At 28.1% G+C, this 24355-nt stretch carries 21 protein-coding genes and 2 riboswitches; of the genes, 17 read left to right on the top strand and 4 right to left on the bottom strand.

Translation table 11 applies throughout. The annotated features are described in order from the left end of the window. Nucleotides 1-117: 117 nt before the first annotated feature. The 13 genes from BEE63_RS04500 to BEE63_RS04440 all read left to right on the top strand — a co-directional run bounded on the left by BEE63_RS04500 (nucleotide 118) and on the right by BEE63_RS04440 (nucleotide 15447). Complete coding sequence (locus BEE63_RS04500) at nucleotides 118-915, top strand: ribonuclease H-like domain-containing protein (RefSeq protein ID WP_066020243.1); 798 nt, start codon at nucleotides 118-120, stop codon at nucleotides 913-915. An 88-nt stretch (nucleotides 916-1003) separates the two neighbouring features. Further along, the gene (locus BEE63_RS04495; protein ID WP_066020242.1) at nucleotides 1004-1399 is read left to right on the top strand and encodes a CBS domain-containing protein; all 396 of its coding nucleotides are present in this window, start codon (nucleotides 1004-1006) and stop codon (nucleotides 1397-1399) included. A 34-nt stretch (nucleotides 1400-1433) separates the two neighbouring features. Then, a riboswitch (ZMP/ZTP riboswitch) is annotated at nucleotides 1434-1511 on the top strand. 103 nt (nucleotides 1512-1614) lie between these two features. After that, nucleotides 1615-3846, top strand: a complete 2232-nt coding sequence (gene pflB / locus BEE63_RS04490) for a formate C-acetyltransferase (protein ID WP_066023158.1) — start codon at nucleotides 1615-1617, stop codon at nucleotides 3844-3846. A gap of 10 nt (nucleotides 3847-3856) precedes the next feature. Continuing rightward, a complete protein-coding gene (gene pflA / locus BEE63_RS04485) occupies nucleotides 3857-4576 on the top strand; it encodes a pyruvate formate-lyase-activating protein (protein WP_066023157.1) in 720 nt (239 codons plus the stop codon). 713 nt (nucleotides 4577-5289) lie between these two features. Then, the gene (locus BEE63_RS04480; protein ID WP_066020241.1) at nucleotides 5290-5679 is read left to right on the top strand and encodes a PilZ domain-containing protein; all 390 of its coding nucleotides are present in this window, start codon (nucleotides 5290-5292) and stop codon (nucleotides 5677-5679) included. Nucleotides 5680-5929: 250 nt separating this feature from the next. Beyond that, a riboswitch (SAM riboswitch) is annotated at nucleotides 5930-6037 on the top strand. Nucleotides 6038-6111: 74 nt separating this feature from the next. Next, nucleotides 6112-7071: a methionine ABC transporter ATP-binding protein gene (locus BEE63_RS04475; protein WP_066020240.1), complete on the top strand. Its 960-nt coding sequence runs from the start codon at nucleotides 6112-6114 to the stop codon at nucleotides 7069-7071. Nucleotides 7072-7076: 5 nt separating this feature from the next. Further along, the gene (locus BEE63_RS04470) at nucleotides 7077-7724 is read left to right on the top strand and encodes a methionine ABC transporter permease (RefSeq protein WP_066020239.1); all 648 of its coding nucleotides are present in this window, start codon (nucleotides 7077-7079) and stop codon (nucleotides 7722-7724) included. Nucleotides 7725-7744: 20 nt separating this feature from the next. Beyond that, nucleotides 7745-8563 (top strand): MetQ/NlpA family ABC transporter substrate-binding protein, encoded by an 819-nt coding sequence (locus BEE63_RS04465; protein ID WP_066020238.1) that lies wholly within the window; start codon nucleotides 7745-7747, stop codon nucleotides 8561-8563. 225 nt (nucleotides 8564-8788) lie between these two features. Then, on the top strand, nucleotides 8789-9454 hold the full coding sequence (locus BEE63_RS04460) for a ribonuclease H-like domain-containing protein (protein WP_066020237.1): 666 nt from the start codon (nucleotides 8789-8791) through the stop codon (nucleotides 9452-9454). Beyond that, nucleotides 9444-10904, top strand: coding sequence for a hypothetical protein (locus BEE63_RS04455; protein WP_066020236.1), 1461 nt, complete (start codon nucleotides 9444-9446; stop codon nucleotides 10902-10904). The genes BEE63_RS04460 and BEE63_RS04455 overlap by 11 nt, the downstream gene beginning before the upstream one ends. 165 nt (nucleotides 10905-11069) lie before the next feature. Further along, the gene (locus tag BEE63_RS04450; protein WP_066020235.1) at nucleotides 11070-11444 is read left to right on the top strand and encodes a prepilin-type N-terminal cleavage/methylation domain-containing protein; all 375 of its coding nucleotides are present in this window, start codon (nucleotides 11070-11072) and stop codon (nucleotides 11442-11444) included. A 1304-nt stretch (nucleotides 11445-12748) separates the two neighbouring features. Further along, nucleotides 12749-14095, top strand: a complete 1347-nt coding sequence (locus BEE63_RS04445) for a sulfatase family protein (RefSeq protein ID WP_066020234.1) — start codon at nucleotides 12749-12751, stop codon at nucleotides 14093-14095. A gap of 218 nt (nucleotides 14096-14313) precedes the next feature. Continuing rightward, entirely contained in the window at nucleotides 14314-15447 is a 1134-nt protein-coding gene (locus BEE63_RS04440) for an anaerobic sulfatase maturase (RefSeq protein ID WP_066020233.1), read from the top strand. Between the two features lie 308 nt (nucleotides 15448-15755). Here BEE63_RS04440 and gltX read toward each other — a convergent pair whose 3' ends face one another. Continuing rightward, on the bottom strand, nucleotides 15756-17210 hold the full coding sequence (gene gltX / locus BEE63_RS04435) for a glutamate--tRNA ligase (RefSeq protein WP_066020232.1): 1455 nt from the start codon (nucleotides 17208-17210) through the stop codon (nucleotides 15756-15758). A gap of 222 nt (nucleotides 17211-17432) precedes the next feature. Here gltX and BEE63_RS04430 point away from each other — a divergent pair, with 222 nt between their 5' ends. Both BEE63_RS04430 and BEE63_RS04425 read left to right on the top strand, forming a co-directional pair. Then, nucleotides 17433-17942 (top strand): DJ-1/PfpI/YhbO family deglycase/protease, encoded by a 510-nt coding sequence (locus BEE63_RS04430; RefSeq protein WP_066020231.1) that lies wholly within the window; start codon nucleotides 17433-17435, stop codon nucleotides 17940-17942. A 73-nt stretch (nucleotides 17943-18015) separates the two neighbouring features. Then, the gene (locus BEE63_RS04425) at nucleotides 18016-18642 is read left to right on the top strand and encodes a DUF488 domain-containing protein (protein ID WP_066020230.1); all 627 of its coding nucleotides are present in this window, start codon (nucleotides 18016-18018) and stop codon (nucleotides 18640-18642) included. A 629-nt stretch (nucleotides 18643-19271) separates the two neighbouring features. On the opposite strand, the gene BEE63_RS04420 is transcribed toward BEE63_RS04425, so the two are convergent. The 3 genes from BEE63_RS04420 to BEE63_RS04410 form a co-directional block, all read right to left on the bottom strand. Continuing rightward, a complete protein-coding gene (locus BEE63_RS04420) occupies nucleotides 19272-20546 on the bottom strand; it encodes a D-alanyl-D-alanine carboxypeptidase family protein (protein ID WP_066020229.1) in 1275 nt (424 codons plus the stop codon). 646 nt (nucleotides 20547-21192) lie between these two features. Then, nucleotides 21193-21540, bottom strand: a complete 348-nt coding sequence (locus tag BEE63_RS21190; RefSeq protein WP_081312467.1) for a hypothetical protein — start codon at nucleotides 21538-21540, stop codon at nucleotides 21193-21195. A gap of 215 nt (nucleotides 21541-21755) precedes the next feature. Beyond that, a complete protein-coding gene (locus BEE63_RS04410) occupies nucleotides 21756-22115 on the bottom strand; it encodes a hypothetical protein (protein ID WP_242874687.1) in 360 nt (119 codons plus the stop codon). A gap of 531 nt (nucleotides 22116-22646) precedes the next feature. On the opposite strand from BEE63_RS04410, the gene BEE63_RS04405 reads away from it, so the two are divergent. Then, nucleotides 22647-22865, top strand: coding sequence for a hypothetical protein (locus BEE63_RS04405; protein WP_066020226.1), 219 nt, complete (start codon nucleotides 22647-22649; stop codon nucleotides 22863-22865). Nucleotides 22866-23049: 184 nt separating this feature from the next. Further along, the gene (locus tag BEE63_RS04400; protein WP_066020225.1) at nucleotides 23050-24339 is read left to right on the top strand and encodes a homoserine dehydrogenase; all 1290 of its coding nucleotides are present in this window, start codon (nucleotides 23050-23052) and stop codon (nucleotides 24337-24339) included. Nucleotides 24340-24355 lie beyond the last annotated feature (16 nt).

Here is a 24355-nt window from a genome sequence, read left to right as displayed (position 1 = left end):
AACAAATTCAATACCATTTTATCAAAATAAATATAAAAAATATTATAAAATTATAGTGTTTTATTAAAATTATATTTGGTGTATAATTAATTGTGTATACTTGAATGGGGGATTTTTATGTATATTAACGAAGAGCAGAGTAAGCTTGACATAAATAAAAATATAAAAAAAAAATATAATATGGATTCAATGGTTTATTTTGATATAGAAACTACAGGATTTGATAGAGAACAGGACAATGTAATATTAGTATCACTAGGATATTGTACCCAAAGCAATAATTTTTATATAAAGCAGTATTTTGCGGAAAATTTAAATGATGAAAAATGTGTTTTGGAAAATTTAAAAAATGATGTGGAAAAGTTTAATATATGGTGTTCGTATAATGGAAAAGCTTTTGATCAACCATTTTTAGAGCATAGGATGAATAAGTATGATATTGCTTTTAAATCGCCTGATGAACATTTTGATCTATACAGAAAGATAAGGCCTTATCAAAAGCAGCTTGGACTTGGGAGATGTAATCTCAAGAGCGTTGAAAAGTATATAGGAATCGATAGAAAAGATACTATTGATGGAGGGATAAGTGTAGAGCTTTACAAAAGGTATTTAGAAGACCAAGATGAAAACTTGCGTAAGGTTATAATGCTGCACAATTATGAAGATGTACTTAATTTGCCTAAGATATTTAAAATATTAAGTAAAATTGATAGCAGCAATTTTATACGTGAAGATCACATAACTGAAAAGCAGCTTAAATATTTAAAATCTTTATTAAGGAAGCATAATATATTATTAAATATTAATTTAGATAATATATCAAAAAGGGCGGCATCAAAGGCCATTGGAGCTATATTAAATGAAGATTATGATGAAGAAAGTCTAAAAGACATAATTAAAATTAATTGTAGATAAAGAAAAAACAAGATGGAACTTAATTTTGTACTGCTTTCTCTGTAAAAATCACCACATATAAAATAATAAGTAAGAATGGAGAATGACTATGGAAATAAAAAATATAATGACAAGAAATATTGTTAAAGTAAAAGATACTGATACACTTAAAAATGCACTAGATGTTATGACAAGTGATGTTGTCAACAGCGCACCTGTGGTAAATGGTAAGGATGAGCTTGTAGGAATAGTAGTTAAGGCAGATATATATAGATTCTTAATTGAAGATGGACATTATGATACTTACCCTGTAGAAGCAGTTATGACAAAAAAAGTAATAACTGTAGATTCAAATACTGATGTGGTTGAAGTAGGCAGAGTTTTAAGAAATAATGATATATTTGCAGTGCCAATAGTTGAAGAAAATAAGATATTAGGACTTGTTAGTGTAGAAGATTTACTTGATTATTTTTTAAAGAATGCAGACTACTTGACACAAAAATAAAATTATGATATTTTTATCTTATGATAATTGAATAAGCAAGTCGTATAACCGGCGGAAGTGGAATAACCACAGGGAGTACGATTTTTAAAAGCCGACCGCCTGGGCACATGAATGTCTAGGGGGTCTTTTTGTATGTTCTAGACATTCAATTTAAAATAATTTCAATTACAATATTTAATAAAAATAAAAATTTTTTTACAAAGGGGATTTTTAGAATGATTAAAGAATGGAATGGTTTTAAAGAAGGCTCATGGGTGAATGGAATTGATGTAAGGAATTTTATACAAAAAAACTATACACCTTATTTGGGTAGTGAAGATTTTTTATGTGATGCAACGGATAAAACAAAAAAGTTATGGAGTGAATGTGAAAAATTAATTTTAGAAGAGCTAAAAAAGGGCGGAGTTTTAAAAACAGATAATAAAACTATATCAGGAATAGATAGTTTTGAACCTGGCTATATCGATAAAGAAAATGAGGTTATATTTGGTCTTCAAACGGATGAGCCTCTAAAGAGAATGGTAAACCCATTTGGCGGTATAAGAATGGCTAAACAAGCTTTAGAAGCCTATGGTGATAAAATTGATAAAGATGTATATGATATATTTACAAAGTATAGAAAGACACATAATGAAGCTGTTTTTGATGCTTATACTGATGAAATGAGAATAGCTAGACATGTTGGACTTTTAACAGGACTTCCAGATGCTTATGGTAGAGGAAGAATAATAGGTGATTTTAGAAGAGTAGCTTTATATGGCATAGATTATTTAATAGAGCAAAAGAAAGTAGATTTAAAAGAATTAAAAGGCGATATGACTGAAGAACTAATAAGAGCAAGGGAAGAAGTAGCAGAGCAGATAAAAGCCTTAAAGAAAATGAAAAATATGGCACTTAAATACGGAATAGATATTTCAAAGCCAGCAGCTAATGCAAAAGAAGCAGTCCAATTCACTTATTTTGGATATTTAGCTGGAATAAAAGAAAATAATGGTGCAGCTATGTCTCTTGGAAGAGTTTCAACATTTTTAGATATATATATTGAAAGAGATATAAAAAACAATGTTATAACAGAAAAAGAAGCACAGGAAATTATAGATCAATTTATAATAAAATTAAGACTTGAAAGACATTTAAGAATTCCTGAATATAATGAACTTTTTGCAGGTGATCCTAACTGGGTTACTGAATCAATTGGAGGAATGGGAATAAACGGAGAAACTCTTGTTACAAAGAATTCATTTAGATTTCTTCATACTTTAACTAATTTAGGACCTGCACCTGAACCTAATATGACTGTTTTATGGTCAGATAAGCTTCCAGAAAGTTTTAAAAAATACTGTGCAAAGATGTCTATAAAAACTGATGCAATTCAATATGAAAATGATGAGGTAATGAGACCTATTTATGGTGACGATTATGGTATAGCTTGTTGCGTATCTGCTATGAAAATAGGAAAGCAAATGCAGTTCTTTGGTGCTAGATGTAACATTGCTAAATCGTTATTATATGCTATAAACGGTGGTGTGGATGAGAAAAAATTTGAATTAGTAGTTCCTGGTATTGAAAGAATAGATGATGATGTACTTGATTATAATAAGGTTAAAGAGAATTATTTTAAGGTAATTAAGTATGTAGCAAAATTATATGTAAATACACTTAACTTAATACACTATATGCATGATAAATATGCTTATGAAGCAGGACTTATGGCACTTCATGATACTGATGTTCATAGATATTTAGCTTGCGGTGCAGCAGGACTTTCTGTGGCAGCTGATTCTTTAAGTGCAATAAAATATGCAAAAGTAAAACCTATTAGAAATGAAGATGGAATAGCTGTTGATTTTAAAATAGAAGGAGATTTCCCTAAGTACGGTAATGATGATGATAGGGTCGATGATATAGCAGTTGAAATAGTAAACAAGTTCATATCAGAGATAAGAAAGACAAAAGCTTATAGAAATGCTGAACATACTTTATCAATACTTACTATAACCTCAAATGTAATGTATGGTAAGAAAACAGGTACAACACCAGATGGAAGAAAAGCCGGAGCACCATTGGCACCAGGCGCTAATCCAATGCATGGAAGAGATAAAAATGGAGCATTAGCATCATTAAATAGTGTTGCAAAAATTCCATATAGAGAAGTATGTCAAGATGGAATTTCAAATACATTTTCAATTGTACCAGATGCACTTGGAAAAGATGGTGAGACAAGAGCTAATAATTTGACTGCTATTTTAGATGGTTATTTTGAAAAAGGAGCTCATCACTTAAATGTAAATGTACTTAATAGGGAGACACTAATAGATGCTATGGATCATCCAGAAAAATATCCAACTCTTACTATAAGGGTATCTGGATATGCGGTTAATTTCGTAAGACTTACAAAAGAACAACAAATGGAAGTAGTTAGCAGAACATTTCATGAAAGAATGTAGGGGTGTTAATTTGGGTAGAATTCATTCCATAGAGACCATGGGACTTGTAGATGGTCCAGGTATAAGGGTAGTTATTTTTTTCGCAGGATGCAGGCTTAGGTGCGCATTCTGCCATAATCCTGATACGTGGAGCCTTGATTCAGGTAAAGAAATTTCAGAAATTGATTTAGTAGAAAAAGTTAAGAGGTACAAAAATTATTTCGATAAATCTGGTGGTGGTGTAACTTGTTCTGGAGGGGAACCACTAATGCAACCTGAGTTTTTAATTGCATTTTTGAAGTTATGCAAGGAAAAGGGAATAAGAACTGCGGTTGATACTGCTGGCTTTGGTAAGGGTATGTATAGTGAAATACTTAAGTATACTGATCTTGTGCTTCTTGATGTAAAACATATTGATGCTGCTGGGTATAGGAAATTAACCGGTGGGGATATGAAGGAATTTTATAAATTCTTACATGAAGTTAATAAATCTGACACGGAAGTTTGGATAAGACATGTTATGGTTCCAGGGATAACAGATAATTATGAAAGTATGGATAAGTTAATAAATATAATAAAAAAAGTTAAGAGAGTAACCAAATTTGAAATTTTGCCATATCATACTTTAGGGGTAAAAAAATATAATGAGCTTGGCATAGAGTATAGACTTAAGGATGTTAAGCCAATGGACAAAGATAAGGCTCTTAAATTTGAGAATTACGTAAATGAAAGGCTGAAAATTAAGAATTAAGAAAGAAGAATTAAGAATGAAGGATGATTTTCCTGCGCTTTGTTCTGGAAAATCTACATTGCCTTACTTTAAAAATGAATTAATAGTGTTTTGTAACAATTAAAAAAGACTCTAATAAATCTTGATAAAAAATTGTAAAATGCTTAGAGTTTTCAATTGTTTGAGCTGTGCGAGTTATTGAAAACTCTTAGTATTTTACAATTTTTTATCTTAGATTTATAGAATCTTTTTTATGTTACAAATTACTATTAATTTATTTAAGCTGTTTTTTGGTGGTACAGCAATTATTACATGTTTTTGAATTACAGCAGCTACTGCAATCTCCGTTAAGTCCTTTTTTAAAACTCTTATAAAAAATATAGATAGCTGAGCATATTATGAGAATTGTTAACAATATTTCAATCAACATAAAAACATCTCCTTATAAAAATCAATACAACATAATAATGAATATCATTTTCAATTAAATATTATCATTTAATTTTTACAATGTCAATTAAAAATTAAAGTGTACATAATGAATGCTAACAATGCTAGTAAACCTTCACAATATTAATACAGATAAATAGAATAATTTCATATATTCTTATTTTTGTTGAATTATGATATAATTTAAGTAATTTCGTTGAAAGTATAAGTAAAATATAATTGTATGTATTGCAATTTTTATTTTTAAGTAAGCAGATTTAGATTATATAATAGGGGGGATTTATATGGCATTATCCTCTAAATCTGATATTAGCTACAAAACCTATAGATTTGCAAAAGAAAAAAGGAGTAAAAAAAGAAAGAAAATTAACATAGAAATTTCATATCCTAGAATAAATGATAAGAGTGTATATGAAAAATTTACTGGAGAAGGACCTATATTAGAATCAGTTGATATTTCAGAAACTGGAATTTGTTTTAAAAGTAAAATAATGATTCATAAAGGGGACTTTGTAAGCTTTCTTTTACAAGTTGGAGATAATCCTTCATTTTGGTGTACTTCATATGTCAGGTGGACAGGATGCAATGATAACTCATATATAGTTGGTTGTGAATTTGTTTCGTTATCATTGATACAAATAAGAACTATACGTGATTTTATTGAAGAAGATTGATTTGATTTTTTGTAAATAATATCGATATGTTTTACCTTGATATAAATAATTTAAAATACAATTTTTTTATTCATTACACTTTTTAGTTAATGGATGTTGTATGCGTTATTATTTATTCAAGGTGTTTGTTTTGTAAAAAACATATTATTTTAATGTGATAAGTATATTTTTGTGTAAAAAGACTAAAAGCATATTGACATTTAAAGTTATGCTAATTATAATGATAATTAAGAATTTAATAAGAATAGTGCACTTATCAAGAGAGGTGGAGGGACCGGCCCTATGAAGCCCAGCAACCTGTATGTATCATTTTATGTACAAGGTGCTAATTCCTGCAGCGCTAGCTGAGAGATGAGAATAAATTGAGCTTTTAAAGCCTGAGATTTTTTCTCGGGCTTTTATTTTTTTAATTTGTAAAATGAGGTGAAACAAGTGATAAAAATAAAAGGTGTATGTAAATATTTTTTAAAAAATAAAGTCCTTAAAGATATAAATTTAGATATTAAAGATGGAGAGATATTTGGTATTGTAGGTCATAGTGGTGCCGGTAAATCTACTCTTCTTAGATGTATGAATGGGCTTGAAAATTATGATGACGGAAGTGTAATTGTTTCTGGCAAGGAAATAAAAGCTTTAAGTGAGAAAGAACTTAGAAATTTTAGAAAAGAAATTGGGATGATATTTCAGAATTTTAATTTACTTAATAGAAAGGACGTTTATCATAATATATCTTTGCCACTTGAGGTATGGGGAGTACCAAAAGATAAAATAGAATCAAGAGTTAACGAGCTTTTAGAGCTTGTTGATTTAAAAGATAAGGTACATAGCAAACCAGCTAATTTAAGTGGAGGCCAGAAGCAGAGAGTTGCTATTGCGAGAGCGTTAGCTTTAAATCCTAAGATATTATTATGTGATGAGGCTACATCAGCACTAGATCCTAATACTACAAAATCAATATTACAACTTTTAAAAGAAATAAATTCAAAACTTAAAATAACAATAGTTGTTGTAACACATCAAATGGAAGTTGTAAAGGAAATATGTGAAAGAGTTGCGTTAATTGATGATGGAGTTATAAAAGAAGTAGGTGTGGTTGAAGATTTATTTTTAAATCCAAGTAAAGATATGAAAAGACTTATAGGTCAGAGCAGTGATGTTTTGCCTAAGGATGGAATAAATATAAAAATAATTTTTCCTAAGAGCAGCAGTGAAAATGCACTTATAACTTCAATGGCAAGGAAACTTGATATTGATTTTTCAATTGTATGGGGAAAGCTTGAGAAATTTAGAGATAATGTTTTAGGTAGTTTGGTTATAAATTTTTCTGAGGACAAAAAAGATATCATATGTAATTATTTAGATTCACATAATGTAATTTGGGAGGAGGTTTAATTATCATGGATATAATAACAGAAATACTAGTACCTGCTTTAGGTGAGACAATATATATGGTTTTTGTATCTACACTTTTTGCTGTAATAATCGGATTTATACCTGCTATTGTTTTGGTTTTAACTGATGAAAATGGTTTAAGACCGAATAAAGTTGTGTATAAGATACTTGATTTTATAATAAATATGCTTAGGTCTTTTCCATTTTTAATTTTAATGATTGCTATATTTCCGCTTACAAAACTTATTACGGGAAAACAAATAGGAACAACTGCGGCAATAGTTCCTCTTACAATAGGAGCTTTCCCATTTGCAGCTAGAGTTATAGAATCTTCACTTAAAGAAGTTGACAGCGGTATAGTTGAAGCTGCAAAGTCTTTTGGGGCAAGCAATTTTCAAATAATATTTAAAGTTATGATAAAAGAAGCCATGCCAGCAATAGTTTCAGGGATAACACTCACAGTTATTAATATAATTGGATATTCAGCTATGGCTGGAGCAATAGGCGGTGGAGGACTTGGAGACGCAGCTATGCATTATGGATATTATATGTTTAATACTACGGTAATGATTTATACTGTAATATTACTTATGATTATAGTTCAACTTTTACAATCTTTAGGCAATTTTATCTATAAAAAAATGATTCAATAAATTATTAGAGGAGGGCAATTATGAATAAAAAATTTTTATCTTTAGTTTTATCTGGAATAGTTTTAATAGGAGCTTTAACAGGATGCAGTAGTTCAAGCAGTAGTACTACATCAAGCAGCGATAAGAAAACAATACTAGTAGGTGCGACAGCAGTGCCTCATGCTGAAATATTGAATAATGTTGTAAAACCTATTCTTAAAAAAGAGGGATACAACTTAAAAGTAAAGGTATTTACAGATTATGTTGCACCTAATACAGCACTTAATGATGGTGAATTGGATGCAAACTATTATCAACATATACCATATCTCGAAGCTTATAATAAAGAGAAACATACTGATTTAACCTATACTGTTAAGGTTCATATTGAGCCTATGGGAGTATATTCGCATAAAATTAAAAAATTAAGTGAACTTAAAAATGGTGATGAAATAGCTGTACCAAATGATTCAACTAATGAATCAAGAGCACTTAAGTTGTTAGAGAAAAATGGAGTTATAAAACTTAAGAAAGCTGATCTCGTTACAAAACTTGATATAACTGAAAATAAGAAAAATATAAAAATAAAAGAATTAGATGCTGCACAACTTCCAAGAGTTCTTGATGATGTTACAGCAGCAGTAATAAATTCTAATTATGCAATTCAAGCAAATTTAAACCCTACAAAGGATGCAATTGTTTCAGAGGCTAAGGATGCACCTTATGCAAATATTCTTGCAGTTAGGAAGCAGGATAAAAATAAGCCTTATATAAAAGCTTTAAGTAAGGCATTAAATTCACCTGAAGTTAAAAAGTATATTGATGATAAATATAAAGGAAAAATAGTACCTGCATTTTAATCTATATTAGAAAATTGAAAAAAGAATGGTTTTAGAAATTTAATATTCTAAAATCATTCTTTTTTTCATATAGTGGTTAAATGTTTAACTAAAAGCTCTATATTTAATGAAAGAAATTACATTATATGGTATAATATAAATTGCTTGAATAAAAGCAGCTGAAAATTTGTAGAGTTTGGAAATTAATTGACACATAAGTAAATAAACAAAAAGAGAGTGATAGGATTGATTAAAAGAAATACCGTAAGTAAAATAAAAATAAGTGATTTTTCTAATAGTTTTAAAATTGGGTGCGAGAATAAAGTGTATTCAAAAGCATTATTTTTTGATTTAGAGCATTATGTGTATAAAAAACCCATATGTATAGGTGTATTTGGGTGTTCATATTATAATGAAGATTCAGAGGAACTTGTTACTACGCAGTATATGATAGAAAATAAAAAGGATGCAAAAGAAGTACTAAAAATAGCAGAAGAATACTTTAATAATGCCATGAGCAATTTAAAAAAGAATTATATTGTTACTTTTTCAGGTAATAATGATTTTACAGTTATAAATTATTTATTTAAAAAATATAAAATAGACATGGAAGTAAATAAAAAATTTAAAAGCATAGACTTACAAAGCGAATATGAGAAAGTTTCTAAAAAATGTGTAGGACTTAAAAATCTTGAAAAAGTATTTGAAATAAGTAGGGAAAGCGAAATAATAGGTGGTTCCACCTTAGCAAAGACATTTGGAAAAATCATGAAAGATTCTGAATATTTTTCAAGGATGCCTGACGAGAAAAAAGATAAGATACTTTTATATAATAGGCAGGATGTTGAAAGTCTATTTAATATGATTGTTACGTGGAATAAGTATGTAGAGGAAATTAAAAATGGTGAATAGTATTTTAAAAAGTGAAAAATTAAAAATTGTAGTATTTAGGATATGTTTTGCAGCAGCACTTTTAATGGCTTTTATTTATGGTTTGGAGTTAAATACGATAAATGATGGATTTTGGCATATAAAAGTTGGAGAATATATTTTAAAAAATAAAGTTATACCACATAGAGATATATTCTCTTGGTATGGTATTCAAAATAAATTTTATTGGATAAGCCATGAGTGGCTATTTGGAATTATAGCTTATTGCGTATATAAAATAGGGAGCTTTAAATCTGTTATAATTTTTTCGGCTTTCATAAATTTAATTACAAGTTTTGCTGTATATAAATATTCATTTATTAAAAATAAAAATAAATTTATATCTTTAATAATAATGTGGATATACATATTAGGAAGTTCTGGAGATATTTCTTATAGACCTATTTTAATATCAAAGCTTATACTAATTTTGATATTTATATTGCTTGAAAAGCGTAGGTATTTATCGGCAATAATACTTTTAATAATTGGAATTAATATACATGGAGGGATATACCCATTATATTTAATTATTTTTGCATACTATACACTTCCACATGACTATAAATACTTTTTTTTAAGTATACTCTCTATTTTTATAAATCCATATGGGTATAAATTGTACGAATATACGTATCTTGCTATGAAAAATGCTAATATAAATAGTTATTATATTAATGAGTGGGGCGTAACTCCTATTTATTCAAATAAAGCGGCTTTAATCATAATATGTATGGTTATATGTGTTTATACAGTTTCTAAAATAAGTTTGAAGGATTTTCTGATATCAGGTGCTTTTATAATACTTGCATTAAGTTCTAAAAGACAGGTGTTTGTAATATTTTTATTTGTACTACCTATTATATCTTCATATTTATATGATTTTTACTGTGATTTATTTGAAAAATTCGTATCAAAAGTAAGAGTGGAGAAATTAAAGGGGTATAGAGTAAAACTAAATAATGTAACATGTGTGCTATTCATAATTGTGTTACTTGTAAAATCGGTTATACTTATTGATAAATATTTTATGAATGTTAATAGCATAAATTTTGTACCTACTGTAAGTAATTCCTCATATCCAGTAAAAGCTTGTAATTATATAAACTCACATGAGGAAATTAAAACATCTAGAATATTTAATGATTATAACAGCAGTCCATACATTATTTTTAGTGGAATAAAAACCTTCGTGGATACTCGTCAGGATTTATTTACATACAACTTCAACAAGACTAATGCATTTGTTGATCAGATGAAAGCTTTGAATAGTTATGATTATATGATTTATGTTTTTAAGAAATATAATATTCAATATGCAATATTAAGGAATGATATGCCTAATGTTAAGTTACTTGTTAAATACGATAAAGCGTATAGAATCTATGGGGATGATTATTATTCTATATTTGAAATTGATGAGGCAAATTAAAGAAAAGTTAAGTTTAATCTTGAGTTTACTATTGTGTGTATAAATAGAAAAAACATGGGCATAATTCCCAATAAGGTTATAGGCATAAAAATATAATGTTTCAGTGGGCTTTAATGCTCTTTTTATTTTATTTAAATACACTTAGTAGTAAAGAAGGTTAATAAAGTGAAAAACAGTACTAAGAGAAAAGGATTTACTCTTATTGAATTGATAATTGTTATTGCTATTATTGCCATTTTAGCGGCTATTTTAGTACCATCAGTTTCAGCTTATAAAAAAAAGGCAGAGAAATCAAGCATACAGGCAAGTGCAAGAACACTAAGTCATGCCATTGATGCATATAATGCTGATGATCATGTAAGTGAAATAGATTCCTATAATTCATCAGCGCAGAAATTAATTGTAGGTGATATAAATCCAGCTAAGGTTCCATCATGTTTAAAGGATAAAAGTAAAGATCAAATTGATAATATAGCTTCTGGCAATTTTACTATTGTCAAAGAAAATGGATTAAAAACCATAATTAATATAGGAAATTAAAAAAGCAAGATTCAAGAGTAGATTAAGAAATATTATAAAAAATGATTATTAATATACTATATATTTAGTATGTTAATAAAGTTATAGAGATGTGAAAACTCACATCTCTATAATGGGTACTGCCAGTATTTTTGATTTAACTATACCATAAAATGATATAGAACTCATATTACACTAATTTATAAATATATCATGCATGAATTCTGTTAGGGAAATGGTAGGTTCGCTGATTTGATTTAAATAATTATTAAATGGCAGTACATATGAGTTTTCTCAATAATTTTTTTATACTTTTAAGGATTTTTGTTTCATTATCCTTATATATATTATAAAAATCACACCAATTTTTTAATGTTGTAATATCCAATTTTTGTTTGTGTATATTTATAGATAAGTCCTTTACAATTCGAAGTTTCTGTAGTAATGGAATAGAAATAGCAATAGAAAATACATAAAATTTCTATTGCTATTTTTTAATGTTAATCATCTAATGATAATAATGTTATTAAATCACTGCTCTAGTTTTCAATGTTAGATTGAAAGAGCATTTACCCATAACATTAATATGTTTGTAACATAATGGTAATAATTTTGGCATATAAACATTACTTGTATCGTGGCCAGTACTTTTCAAAGAATCAATGGCTGATTCCAAAGCCTCGTATTCTACACAAATATAGAATTAATAATGAGTCCTAATTGATGTTTTTGTCCCTTTCTATATGCTTGATGAAGTTCTACTTTTTTACCATAGAATACAGTTGCTGCAATACCATTCAAAATATACAATAATTTAATAAGTATGGAATTATAATCAATAATATTAAGTTACCTATGTAGGCCTATCATATTTAAGACCAGTACAGTAAGTTAAAATTAGAAATTAAATAAGATATCGAATAGATTGTTTTGGTGATTTAATTATTTTAAAAAGAGGTAAATAAACAGTGTTGTTTAAACGTAACAAAAATGGAATGAAACTGACACAAAGTTGAAATTACAAGATACGATTTTTATTATAAAATTATATTAAATCAATCGGTTGATTAATAAATAATAGCAAACTGAAAGTATAAATTTACTTCAAAAGTGCACAATTGCAGTAAAAAAGTAAATTTTCATGCCCAAGAGGTTTGAATCTGAGAAAAATGCAAAAGTAGTAATGTTGATGACTAAAATATATTATGCAAATTCATTCCATGAATTTGCTGTCCTAATAAGGGAGAGTGACTTTTAGCCAATTAAATGTAATCAGAAATCAATTATTGTAGGTAATTGATTGAAGCTTTAGGAGGGGGTTATTTATGAATAAAAAGAATGTTTTATTTTTAGTTGCAGATGATAGTAATTATAATTCTTTAGGGGCGTTTGGTTGCCCAGTAGAGAATATTACACCAAATTTAGACAAGTTAGCTTGTAATGGTATTAGATTTGAAAATGCTCATGTTACAGTTGCTATTTGTCAGCCATCCAGACAGTGTTTGTTAACTGGTTTGTATCCATATAATAATGGAGCACCAGGATTTGATCCAATAAATTCAAATGTCACAACGCTTACTGAAGTGTTGAAAAGTTCTGGATATATGAATGGTATTATTGGAAAGATAAAGCATTGTAAACCAATTGAAAAATTTGCATGGGATTGGATTTCAGATACTTTTAATTCAGAAAATCTTTATGGAAGAAGCCCAGATATATACTATAAGAATTGTAAATCTTTTTTTGAAAAAGCAAAAGATCAGAACAAGCCTTTCTTTTTGATGGCAAACTCTCATGATCCTCATAGACCTTTTGCAGGAAGTGCTGATGAACTAAAACAATTTGGCTTTAATATTTATGCAAGCAGATATTATACACCAGAAGAGATAGATATTCCAGGGTTCTTACCCGATATTTCAGCTGTTAGGAAAGAAGTCGCACAATATTTTAGTAGTATGCACAGATGTGATGAAACAATGGGCATGATAATGAAAGCTCTGAAGGAAACAGGCATGGATAAAGATACATTAATAGTTTTCTTAAGTGATAATGGTATGGCATTTCCGTTTGCTAAGACTAATTGCTATTTGAATAGTACTAAAACTCCATTGATTTTTAGTATGCCTGGGATTATTAAGGAGGGATCAGTGGATAATAAACATTTTGTAGCAGGAATTGATTTTATGCCTACAATTCTAGATTTTATTGATATTTCATACGATGGAAAAGTGGATGGAAAATCTTATAAAAGCTTACTTTTGGGTGAAGATGAAGGAGAGTGGAATGAAGTTTACACTCAAATCACTAAAAATTCAGGTGGTACCTATTTCCCAATGCGCTGCATTCAAGACCATAAGTATGGATATATTTTTAATGATTGGTCTGATGGAAAGACTAAATTTAAAAATGAGTCAATGAATGGACTTACTTATAAAGGTATGGTTGATGCTGCAGCAGATAATCCAGAAATTGAGGAACGTGTAAAAATGTTTTTGTATAGATCAAAAGAAGAATTATATGATTTTGCTAAAGATCCAGATGCACTAAAAAATTTGATTGATAATCCAGAATATCAAAGTATCCGCAATCAGTATAGAGATAAAATGTTATCCTATATGAAGAAAACAGGTGATCCATATTTAGATGAATTTTGTAAAATATTAAATAAATAAAAAATTATTTTTAATATAACATATTGAAGATTGTACATTTACAGATTTATAATAACTCTGCTAATCCCCTTTTTTCAGAACATTTTAAATCTGTAAATGTAGTAAATCTTTTGAATTATATATTAGAAATATCAGAAGAAAAACATTAATCACCTGCAATAAAGAATTGAAATAGTAGTATAAATTATTAGATTACTGAACTATTGGAGGAATTAAACATGCTAGCTATAAATTTGTTAATCAAGCCTGCTTCAGGTAATTGTAATTTAAAATGTAAATATTGTTTTTATAAGGATGTTACAGAAAATAGAAAAGAAAAAAACTACGGAATAATGTCACATAAAACATTAGAGATGCTAGTAAAAAGGGCATTTGAATATGCAAATAATATTGTGGGCTTTGCGTTTCAAGGCGGCGAGCCTACTTTAGCTGGTCTTGATTTCTATAAAAACTTAATAACTTTGCAAAAAAAATATAATGTAAAGAAAATACGAGTAAATAATGCTATTCAAACTAATGGAATGGTAATAGATGATGAATGGGCAAAATTTCTTGCAAAAAATAAATTTCTTGTTGGTCTTTCATTAGATGGTCCTAAAGAAATACATGATCAAAACCGCATGAATGTCAATGGAATTGGAAGTTATAAAAGAATTGAAAAAACCATTGAAAGCTTTAATAAATACAAGGTACAATATAACATTTTATCTGTGATTAGTAAATCTGTAGCTAGACATGTTGAAAAAATATATAAATTTTTTAGTAAAAATAATTTTAAATACTTACAATTTATACCTTGTTTAGACAAGCTAGGTACAGAGGCAGGGAACAATGAATATTCATTAACGCCAAAAGCTTATGGGGATTTCTTAAAAAAATTATTTGATTTATGGTACACAGATCTTAAATCAGGTAAACGGATAAGTATTAGAATGTTTGATAATATTTTACAGATATTGTTAGGCATGCATACAGAATCTTGCGATATGAGTGGTTACTGTTCGGCTAATTTAGTTATAGAAGCAGATGGTTCATGCTATCCTTGTGATTTTTATGCTTTTGATACATGGAATATGGGAAATATCACAGAGAGTAGCATAAAGGAGCTATTACAAGGAGATAAGGTTAAGAAATTTGTAAATTTGGGAAGTGGTATTCCTAATGATTGTAGGAAGTGTGAATTTGCTTATATATGTAGAGGAGGTTGCAGAAGGTATTATGAACCTGCTGATGCAAAAGCTCTAGGCAAGAATTATTTTTGCTCGTCATATAAAGATTTTTATCAATATACTATTTTAAGATTTCAAGAGCTTACAAATATAGTTCGTAAATATCGTGTGGCAAGTGATTAGAATTTTTGCAGTTTTTTCATATTATAGTATTAACAAAAAAGATATTATGTTTGAATTGGTGTTTATAGAAATAGTAATAATTTAAATTATACAGGGTCAAATGTATCTTACCGCACATATAAAAATGCAAAATAATATTTCTTCAAATTTAATTTCATACTGTTGATTTTAATTGTTAATGGTTATATGATTGTGACTTATAATTTAAAGCGTAACAAACTTTGTATACTATATAAAAATAGATATAGTATATAGTAGTGATCTATATTCTATATCTATTTTTAGTTGTGTAAATATCGCTTTTTCTATTATTGTAACTTTTCAATTCCAATTTTTATTCTATTTAATGATTCTTCTTTGCCTATTATATCAGCTATTTCAAAAGCACCACCAGGTGTAAATTTTTTTCCGGAAAGGGCAGTTCTTAAAGGCCATAATATAATTCCGTTTTTTACACCTAATTCTTTAATATAGTTCATTATAGTGCTTTGTATATTGTCAAAAGTCCAGTCTTCTATACCTTCAATAACAGGAAGACATTTTTTTAGGCTGTCTAATGATATTTCAGCATTAGTTTTCATTTTTTTATGAGTATACATAGCTATATCATATTCAGGTAATTCATTAAAGAAATCAATCATCTCAGGAATTTCATTCAATACTTCTACTCTTGTTTGTATTAATTCACTTATTTTCTTTAAATCGATATTTTCTTTTGTTATAACACCCTTATAATAAGGAAGTGCATAATTATGAAATTCTTCTGGGCTAAGTTTTCTTATATATTCGCCATTCATCCATTTTAATTTTACAGGATCAAATACGGCAGAAGATTTATTTATATGAGTATAGTCAAAATGTTTAACCATATCTTCAAGTGATAAAATTTCATCAGTTCCTTCAGGATTCCAACCTAAAAGAGCAATGTAATTTAATACTGCTTCTTTAAGATATCCTTTTGCAATTAAATCTTGGAATGAAGCATCACCATTTCGTTTACTTAATTTACTATGAGCATCTTTCATTATTGGAGGACAGTGTACATATATTGGTACATCCCATCCAAAAGCCTCATATAGTCTATTGTATTTTGGAGCTGAGGATAAATACTCATTTCCTCTTACAACATGTGTTATGCCCATTAGATGATCATCAACAACATTGGCAAAATTATATGTTGGATAGCCATCTGATTTTATTAGAATCATATCATCAAGCTCTGAGTTATCAACAGAAATTCTTCCATAAATAACATCATCAAAACTAGTAGTTCCAGTAAGTGGATTATTTTGTCTTATAACATAAGGAATACCAGCCTTAAGTTTTTCTTCTAGTTCTTCTTTTGATAAATGAAGGCAGTGTTTATCATATTTAAAAGGTCTTTTTAAAGCTTCAGAATTTGTTTTTAACATATCAAGTCTTTCTTTTGAGCAGAAACAATAATAAGCTTCACCTTTTTCTACTAATTTCTTAGCATAATCTAGATAAATATTTTTTCTTTCACTTTGAACATATGGACCAACAGGACCGCCTATGTCAGGACCTTCATCGTGCTTTAAACCTGTCATTTCAAGTGTTTTATAAATTACGTCTACAGCACCTTCTACATATCTTTCTTGATCAGTATCTTCTATTCTCAAAATGAATTTTCCATTTTCATGTTTAGCTATAAGATAAGTATATAGAGCTGTTCTCAAATTTCCGATATGCATATAACCTGTAGGGCTAGGTGCAAAACGTGTTCTTACTTCTTTTGCAGCCATTAAAAATCACTCCTATGTAATATAAAATGCCTCACACCTAAATTGGTGAAGGCTAATTAAAACGGTATTTTAATAATATAATATTAGATATTTTATGTCAAGTTTTATATAATATATTGGAAGCAATTTTTATATTAAAGTATGATATGTACAATTAGTTAAAAATTATATTATAATAAGATGTGATTTTGTAAATAATATAAATGAATAGGAGGAAGTGATATGAAAAATTTAATTATATTTGTAGAAGATAATTTTGAGGATATTGAACTTCTATATCCATTATATAGGTTAAGAGAAGCTGGATATGGTGTGACTGTAGTTGGTACTGGAACTAAATATAATTATACAGGCATACATGGTTATGTAGTTGATGTGGATGCTTCTGCAGGTGAAATTGATGAGGATGACTATGAGGGCGTTATAATCCCCGGAGGTACGGCATTCCTCAAATTAAGGACAAATGTACATATTAAAAATATAGTAAAACATATGATGGATAATAATAAGATTTTAGGAGTTATAGGTTATGGAAATTATGTTTTAATATCTGCTAAAGTTCTAACAAGTCATAAAATAAGCTGTACAGACGAGATGAGTGATGATGTTATTAATGCTGGCGGAGAGTATGTTAGAATAGGGAATTATGTTGATAAGAATATTATAACTGCAAAAAGGCAGGTTAATTTGCCGCAGTTTATGAATGATGTTTTTGATTATTTAAATAAATAAATATGTTAGAAAAATAAGTGTAGATAGGTCACTTGTTCTTTAAACTAAATTAAAATAAGGAAAGATGTTTTAAATGAAAAATTTAATTTATACTGTAGGATTAGGGGAGAAGACTAATGAAGAGCTTACAGCACTTTTATTTGACTATAACATAAATTGTGTTGTGGATATTAGAAGCAATAATTATATAGATATGAATAAGATAGACAAGTTCAAGAAATTTATTAATAAGCAGGGCATATATTATATACCTATGAATAGTGAATTTAGTTTCAAAAGTTTTGATAGTGAAGAGATTTTAAATTTTGAAAAAGTAAGATTAAGCACAGACATAAAAAAAGGGATAGATAGAATAGAAAAAGGACTTATAAAAGGATTTAATATAGCTGTTATGGGTGAAAAAATTGAACCTTTGGATTGCATAAGAAGTGTATTAATAGGATATATCTTAACTAAAAAGTGTATTTATGTGAAACATATAATAAGTAAAGAAATTGTAAAGGATCAAAAGCAAATAGAAGAGGAACTTTTAAAAAAATATGGTGTAGGACTTATAAAAAAAGTGGCAGAATTGTCTATAGAGAGTATTATAAAAAAACAAGATCTTGAAATGGACGAACATGATTTTAAAAATGAAATGATAGAAGAAGCATATAGAATAAGATATAAAGAGATAATTCGAAGTAATAATGCTTTGTAACATTAAAAAAATTCTATAAATCTAAGATGGAAAAATCATAAAATACTAAGATATTTCAATAACTCCCTAGCGGTCAGACAATTAAAATATCTAAGTATTTTATGATTTTTTCACCAAGATTTATTAGAATTTTTTTAAATTGTTGCAAAACATTGTTACTTCGATTAGAGAGTAAAGCAAGGAAAAAATTCCTCCGTGTCTACGGAATTTTAGGTGTAAATAAGGTATACTAGCCATCATTAATCTGTGAGTTACTTACATTGTTTTGCCCGTTAGGAGGTAATGAGTTTGTTTTTTGACATTAGAATTCTATATCAAGAAATATAACTATCATATGAGGTGTTTGGAACGTAATCCCATTATTCTTCTATAATATATTATGATATTTTTCGTAAGGAAGTGGAGAAAAATTTACCTTGCTTTTATTTTTAGAGAAGTAATAGTATTTTGGAAATGGTTTAAATAAAATTCAATAAGTCTTGTTTGAAATTATAAAAAGACTTAGAATTTTTAATTTGTTTGAGCATTTTCTCAGCGAGTTATTAAAATTTCTTAGTCTTTTTGTAATTTCGAACTTAGACTTATGAGTTTTATTTAATGTTTCCAAAATACTATTACTTCTTACTTAATTACCATCTGTCTTTTCTTCTGAAAAATTTTATGCAGCCAAATACTGCAAGTCCAATAATAAGAACTATACAAACAAAAGTTCCAATATATACAGATTTATTGTCAGATAAAATATCATTTGAAGAAATAGAAGGATAAAGATTGTAACTTTTTTTCATATCTCTTTCCTTAAGAGTTAAGGTTCCAACAGAAGTATCTTTGTTTAAATTCCATTCGTTTAAAGAAACTTTTTTTATTAATTTTTTTTCAGAATCGTTAAATGAGTTTTTGTAATAAGTTACATTATCCTTTAATATTAAAGGAACTTTTATTGTTTTTTCAGGCCCAAAATATTTAAAAAGCTTATAATGCACTGTTTCATAGCTATAAACTTGATTTTCCTTATACAAAATAGTTGGTTTTATGTTGTAGCTATAGTTTATAACATTGTCCATATCTTTAAAAACTTGAAGATCATCTTTGTCATAAACTGATTTCATTACTACGCCTATTATTTTTTCACCATTTCTATTAAATATAGTTATAAGGCATCGCCCAGCTTCATTTGTAAATCCTGTTTTTCCACCTATGCAGGTTTTATCATAAACAGGTTCTTTGGGGTCTATTATTTTATTGGTATTTTTAATTTCACATTTAGTACCATTATCAAGTGTGATTGTTGTTTTTTGTGTGGAAATTGTTTTTTGTATCCAGTTTATAGAAAATGCAGCTTTGGCTATTCTACTCATATCATATGCGGTTGAATAATGATCAGGATCATGAAGCCCATTAGGAGTTACAAAATGAGTATTTTTTAGACCTAATTTTTTTACTTCATTGTTCATAATAACTGAAAAAGCATTTCTAACATCTACGGCAGGTGCATTGTTTTTATTTATTATATTAGAAGCTATTACATATGCCATATCATTTGCAGAATACATTAAAAGACTTTTAAGAACATCGTCAGCGGATAATCTTTCACCTACATTTAGTGCATGAATGTTTTTATCGAAAGAAGATTCAGGTTGTTCTTTAGCACTAACCGAATAATACATATAATCAGAAGGTTTTTTATATTGATTTAGTATTATTGAAGTTAAAAGTTTTGTTGTACTTGCAGGAAAAATTTTTGAATCTGGATTTTTAGAATAAATAACTTCCCCTGTTTTGGCATTAATTGATATAGCAGAAGTTCCAACGATATTTGGTTCATTAGCTGCTGCTAATACATTTGATGAAAAAGAAGAAATAATAATTACTGATAATAAAATAGATAAAATCTTATGTTTCAAAATTCATCGCTCCAATTGCTTTTTTTATATGTAGGTTTAATGCTCAAACCTACAAAGTCTACCATATGAGTATAACATTTTAGTATTGTAAGAACAATGGATTAAGATAAAATTAACAATTGTGAAGTACCAGTAGTTTGAAACATTAAATAAAACTCATAAGACTAAGCCCCAAATTATAAAAATCCTAAGAAGTTTCAATAACTCGCTGAAAAGAAGCTTAGACAAATTGAAACATCTAAGTCTTTTTATAATTTGAGGCAAAGTCTTATTGAGTTTTATTTAAATAGTGTTCAAACTACTGGTACTTCGCGTAGAAGGAAAGGCAAGGAGGATTTTCTTCCGCTACGCTGCGGAAAATCTGGGCGAAAAGATTATTCGAGGCTAAATGTTTAATAACTCGCTGGGAGGATTACTCAGACAAATTAAAATTACTAAGTCTTTTTATAATTTGAATCAAGACTTATTGAGTTTTATTTAAATTGTTTCCAAAATATTGTTACTTCACATAGGAGGTAGGGGCAAGGAAGATTTTCTTCTGCTCCTCTGTGGAAAGTCTGAATTAAAAGTTTATACAGGGTTAAAATTTTAATAACTCGCATATGATAAGAGTGCTTTTATATGGTTAAGAAGGATAACAATCATATTATTTTTCGTTGGATTTATGTTTTGATCTAACGAAAAATAACGATACTACTATTAAAGCTATGTACGCAAAAATGTATATTACAGAGATTGAACCTAATCTTAAAGCAAAGCTTATGTACAAAAAAAGTACAAAAGATACGACAGTCCAAAACATTGATAAATGTGATAATTTAGAGTTTCTTTCCCTCCATGAAATTGGGTCTTTCATATCACCTAGAATTTTTTCACGAGTCCTTTTTCCAGGAGTTGTTTTGGCAACTAGACTTTTGTAATATATTGAAAGTAAAATTCCTATTACTGTTATGGCTAGGAAGAAATACGATAACGATATTATTGTAACTCTCATAAAATTCACCTCTGATTATATAGTTAACCAAATTACAAATTTTTAGTTCTATATAAGTGTTTCCTAAAAAAAATAAACTATTCATAATGAGCAGTATAATTAATGAAAAAATTGTAGTGACATGAAGATATTTAAATTAGAGAGTAATTTATTATATAAAAATAAAATTGCAGTAAGTTTTAATAACTTCTGCAATTTTATTTCTATCAAAGTATTTATATTTTTTTAGCGTGAACTGTTATGTTGTGGAACTTATCAAAGAAATGCATTAGATCCCAATATTTATATTCAACATAGGGTTCTTCGTTCGTTTGCAAATCAACTTTTATATCATTTTTTTGTATTACTTTATTTATTACCTTATTATTATGTTTGAATTTTACTATATAAACATCATCAGAATCAACATCAATTTCAAGTATACCAAGATTTATTGATTTTTCATTTAATTTTGTAATTGATATAACTTTTGATTTTATTGTTGGAATTTTACTTAATTTATATACTAGTAAGCTTTTAGAGGAACGTAATAGTAAGAAAATTATAAAGCCCACTATTGCGACAAAAAAGTACATTTGTATAATATACTGCTTTGTAAAAAAGTATGTTATATAACTGAAGACCGTGAATCTTAAAATTGTGTAAAGCAGCACTGGACCTAATATAAAACAAATGAAAAATACTAAAAAATTGTTTAATAGCTTATTTTTCATAATTAACATCATCTCCGTACAAACTAACTCATACTTTAGTTAAATAATTAAGTATGTAATGTATATGGCTCACAAGGTCAAACTTAAGTTATATGTGTTCCAAAATGCTAATATCAAAGCATTTTGGTGTACGTATAATTTAATAGTTGAACTGGGAACCATTTAAAAATATAATTATCAATATTAAAATTATCAATACAAATTTATTATAGCATAAAAAGTGTGTTAAGGAATAAATACTTGGTTATAAATTATTTTAAATAAATAAAAAGAGTATAAAAATTCTATTAAATTTCATTAATATAGAATTTTCAAAAATATAAGAAAATACTTTCTATTTTGTACAGTATAGTTTATAATATAATATATATTTTTATTGATGGAGGCGTTTTTATGGCAAATTGTCCGTTTTTAACTACTGCGGAAAAAGAAAGTTCATGCTTTGAAGAATGTATTTTTTATAAAAGTGACGATACTAAAGAAGAATGTCCCTTTAAGAATATTGAAAAATTTGATGATAGAGATGCAAATGTATATTATGATTACTTTACAAGGAAAAACAAAAAATTTCCAGAAGAAGATTATTACAAGAAGAGAATAGAAAATGCATAAATTTATATAAGATGCTGTGATGATTCAGCATCTTTTTTGTGATTTCATATAAAATGTAAGGATTAAGTGACAATTATATTTCTTGCAATTATAGTGCGTGTATATATTACACAAACAATTGTATTTTAACCTAAAACATGCTAAGATATTATTATGATCATTGTAAATTTTAGGAGGGCTAATAATGGATAAAGTCAAAATAGGAATTTTGGGGCTTGGAAATGTAGGTAGAGGAGTATGGAAAATACTTAATACCAATAAAGAAGAAATCAGAAGAAGATCAGGTTACGATATAGAGATAGCTAAAATCCTCGTAAGAGATGTTGAAAAAAATAGGGGAGTAGATGTACCACGTGAAATACTTACTGTAAATCCTGATGATATACTTGAAGATGATTCAATAAAAATAGTTGTTGAAGTTATAGGTGGAATCAATCCTGCTAAAGAGTACATATTGAAAGCAATGAAGAATAAAAAGCATGTGGTTACTGCAAATAAAATGCTTCTTGCAACAGAAGGCGATGAATTATTTAATGCTGCTGAAGAAGAAGGAGTAATGTTTTATTATGAAGCCAGCGTCGCAGGTGGAATACCAATAATTCATGCTATAAATGAAAGTCTTACTGCGAATAAAATTGAGCAGCTTATAGGAATAATAAATGGAACTACAAACTATATTTTGACTAAAATGACACTTGAAAAAATGGATTTTGCAACTGCATTAAAAGAAGCACAGGAAAAAGGTTTTGCAGAAGCTGATCCGACTTCGGATATCGAAGCTTATGATGCTATGTATAAGCTTGCTATATTAAGCTCTCTTTCGTTTGGAACTAAGATTAATGTTAAAGATATATACAGAGAAGGAATAACAAAGATAGAACCTATTGATATAGAATTTGCTAGAGAATTTGGGTATGTAATAAAATTAATTGCTATAGTTAAAGAAACCGAAACAGGACTTGAGATGAGAGTTCATCCTGCAATGATACCAGAAAGACATCCTCTTGCAAGCGTTAATGATTCATTTAATGCAATATTTATAAAAGGAAATGCTGTTGGGGATATAATGCTTTACGGAAGAGGTGCTGGAGATCTTCCAACGGGTAGTGCAGTTGTAGCTGATGTTATATCAATACTAAGAGGAAATGTTGATCTATCTGCAATAAGTACGGTTAAAAATAACTTTAGAAATAGAAAAATAAATTCTATGGATCAAACAGTAAGTGAGTATTATGTGAGAATAACAGTTAGAGATTTACCTGGTGTCTTAGGTGAAATTTCAATGATTTTTGGAGAAGAGGGAGTAAGTCTTCTTTCCGTTATGCAAAAAGGAAAAAGAGAAGAGTTTGTTACTGTAGTTTACTTTACTCATTCAGCTCATGAAGGCATGATAAATAACGCAATTGAAAGAATTAAGAAATCTAAGTACACTAAGAATATAGATAATCTTATAAGAATAGAAAATATACAGTAAATTTGGAGGAATATTA

Origin of the sequence: Clostridium pasteurianum (assembly GCF_001705235.1) — a bacterium.
GTDB classification, from domain to species: domain Bacteria; phylum Bacillota; class Clostridia; order Clostridiales; family Clostridiaceae; genus Clostridium_S; species Clostridium_S pasteurianum_A.
This window is presented reverse-complemented; position numbering and strand designations above follow the sequence as displayed.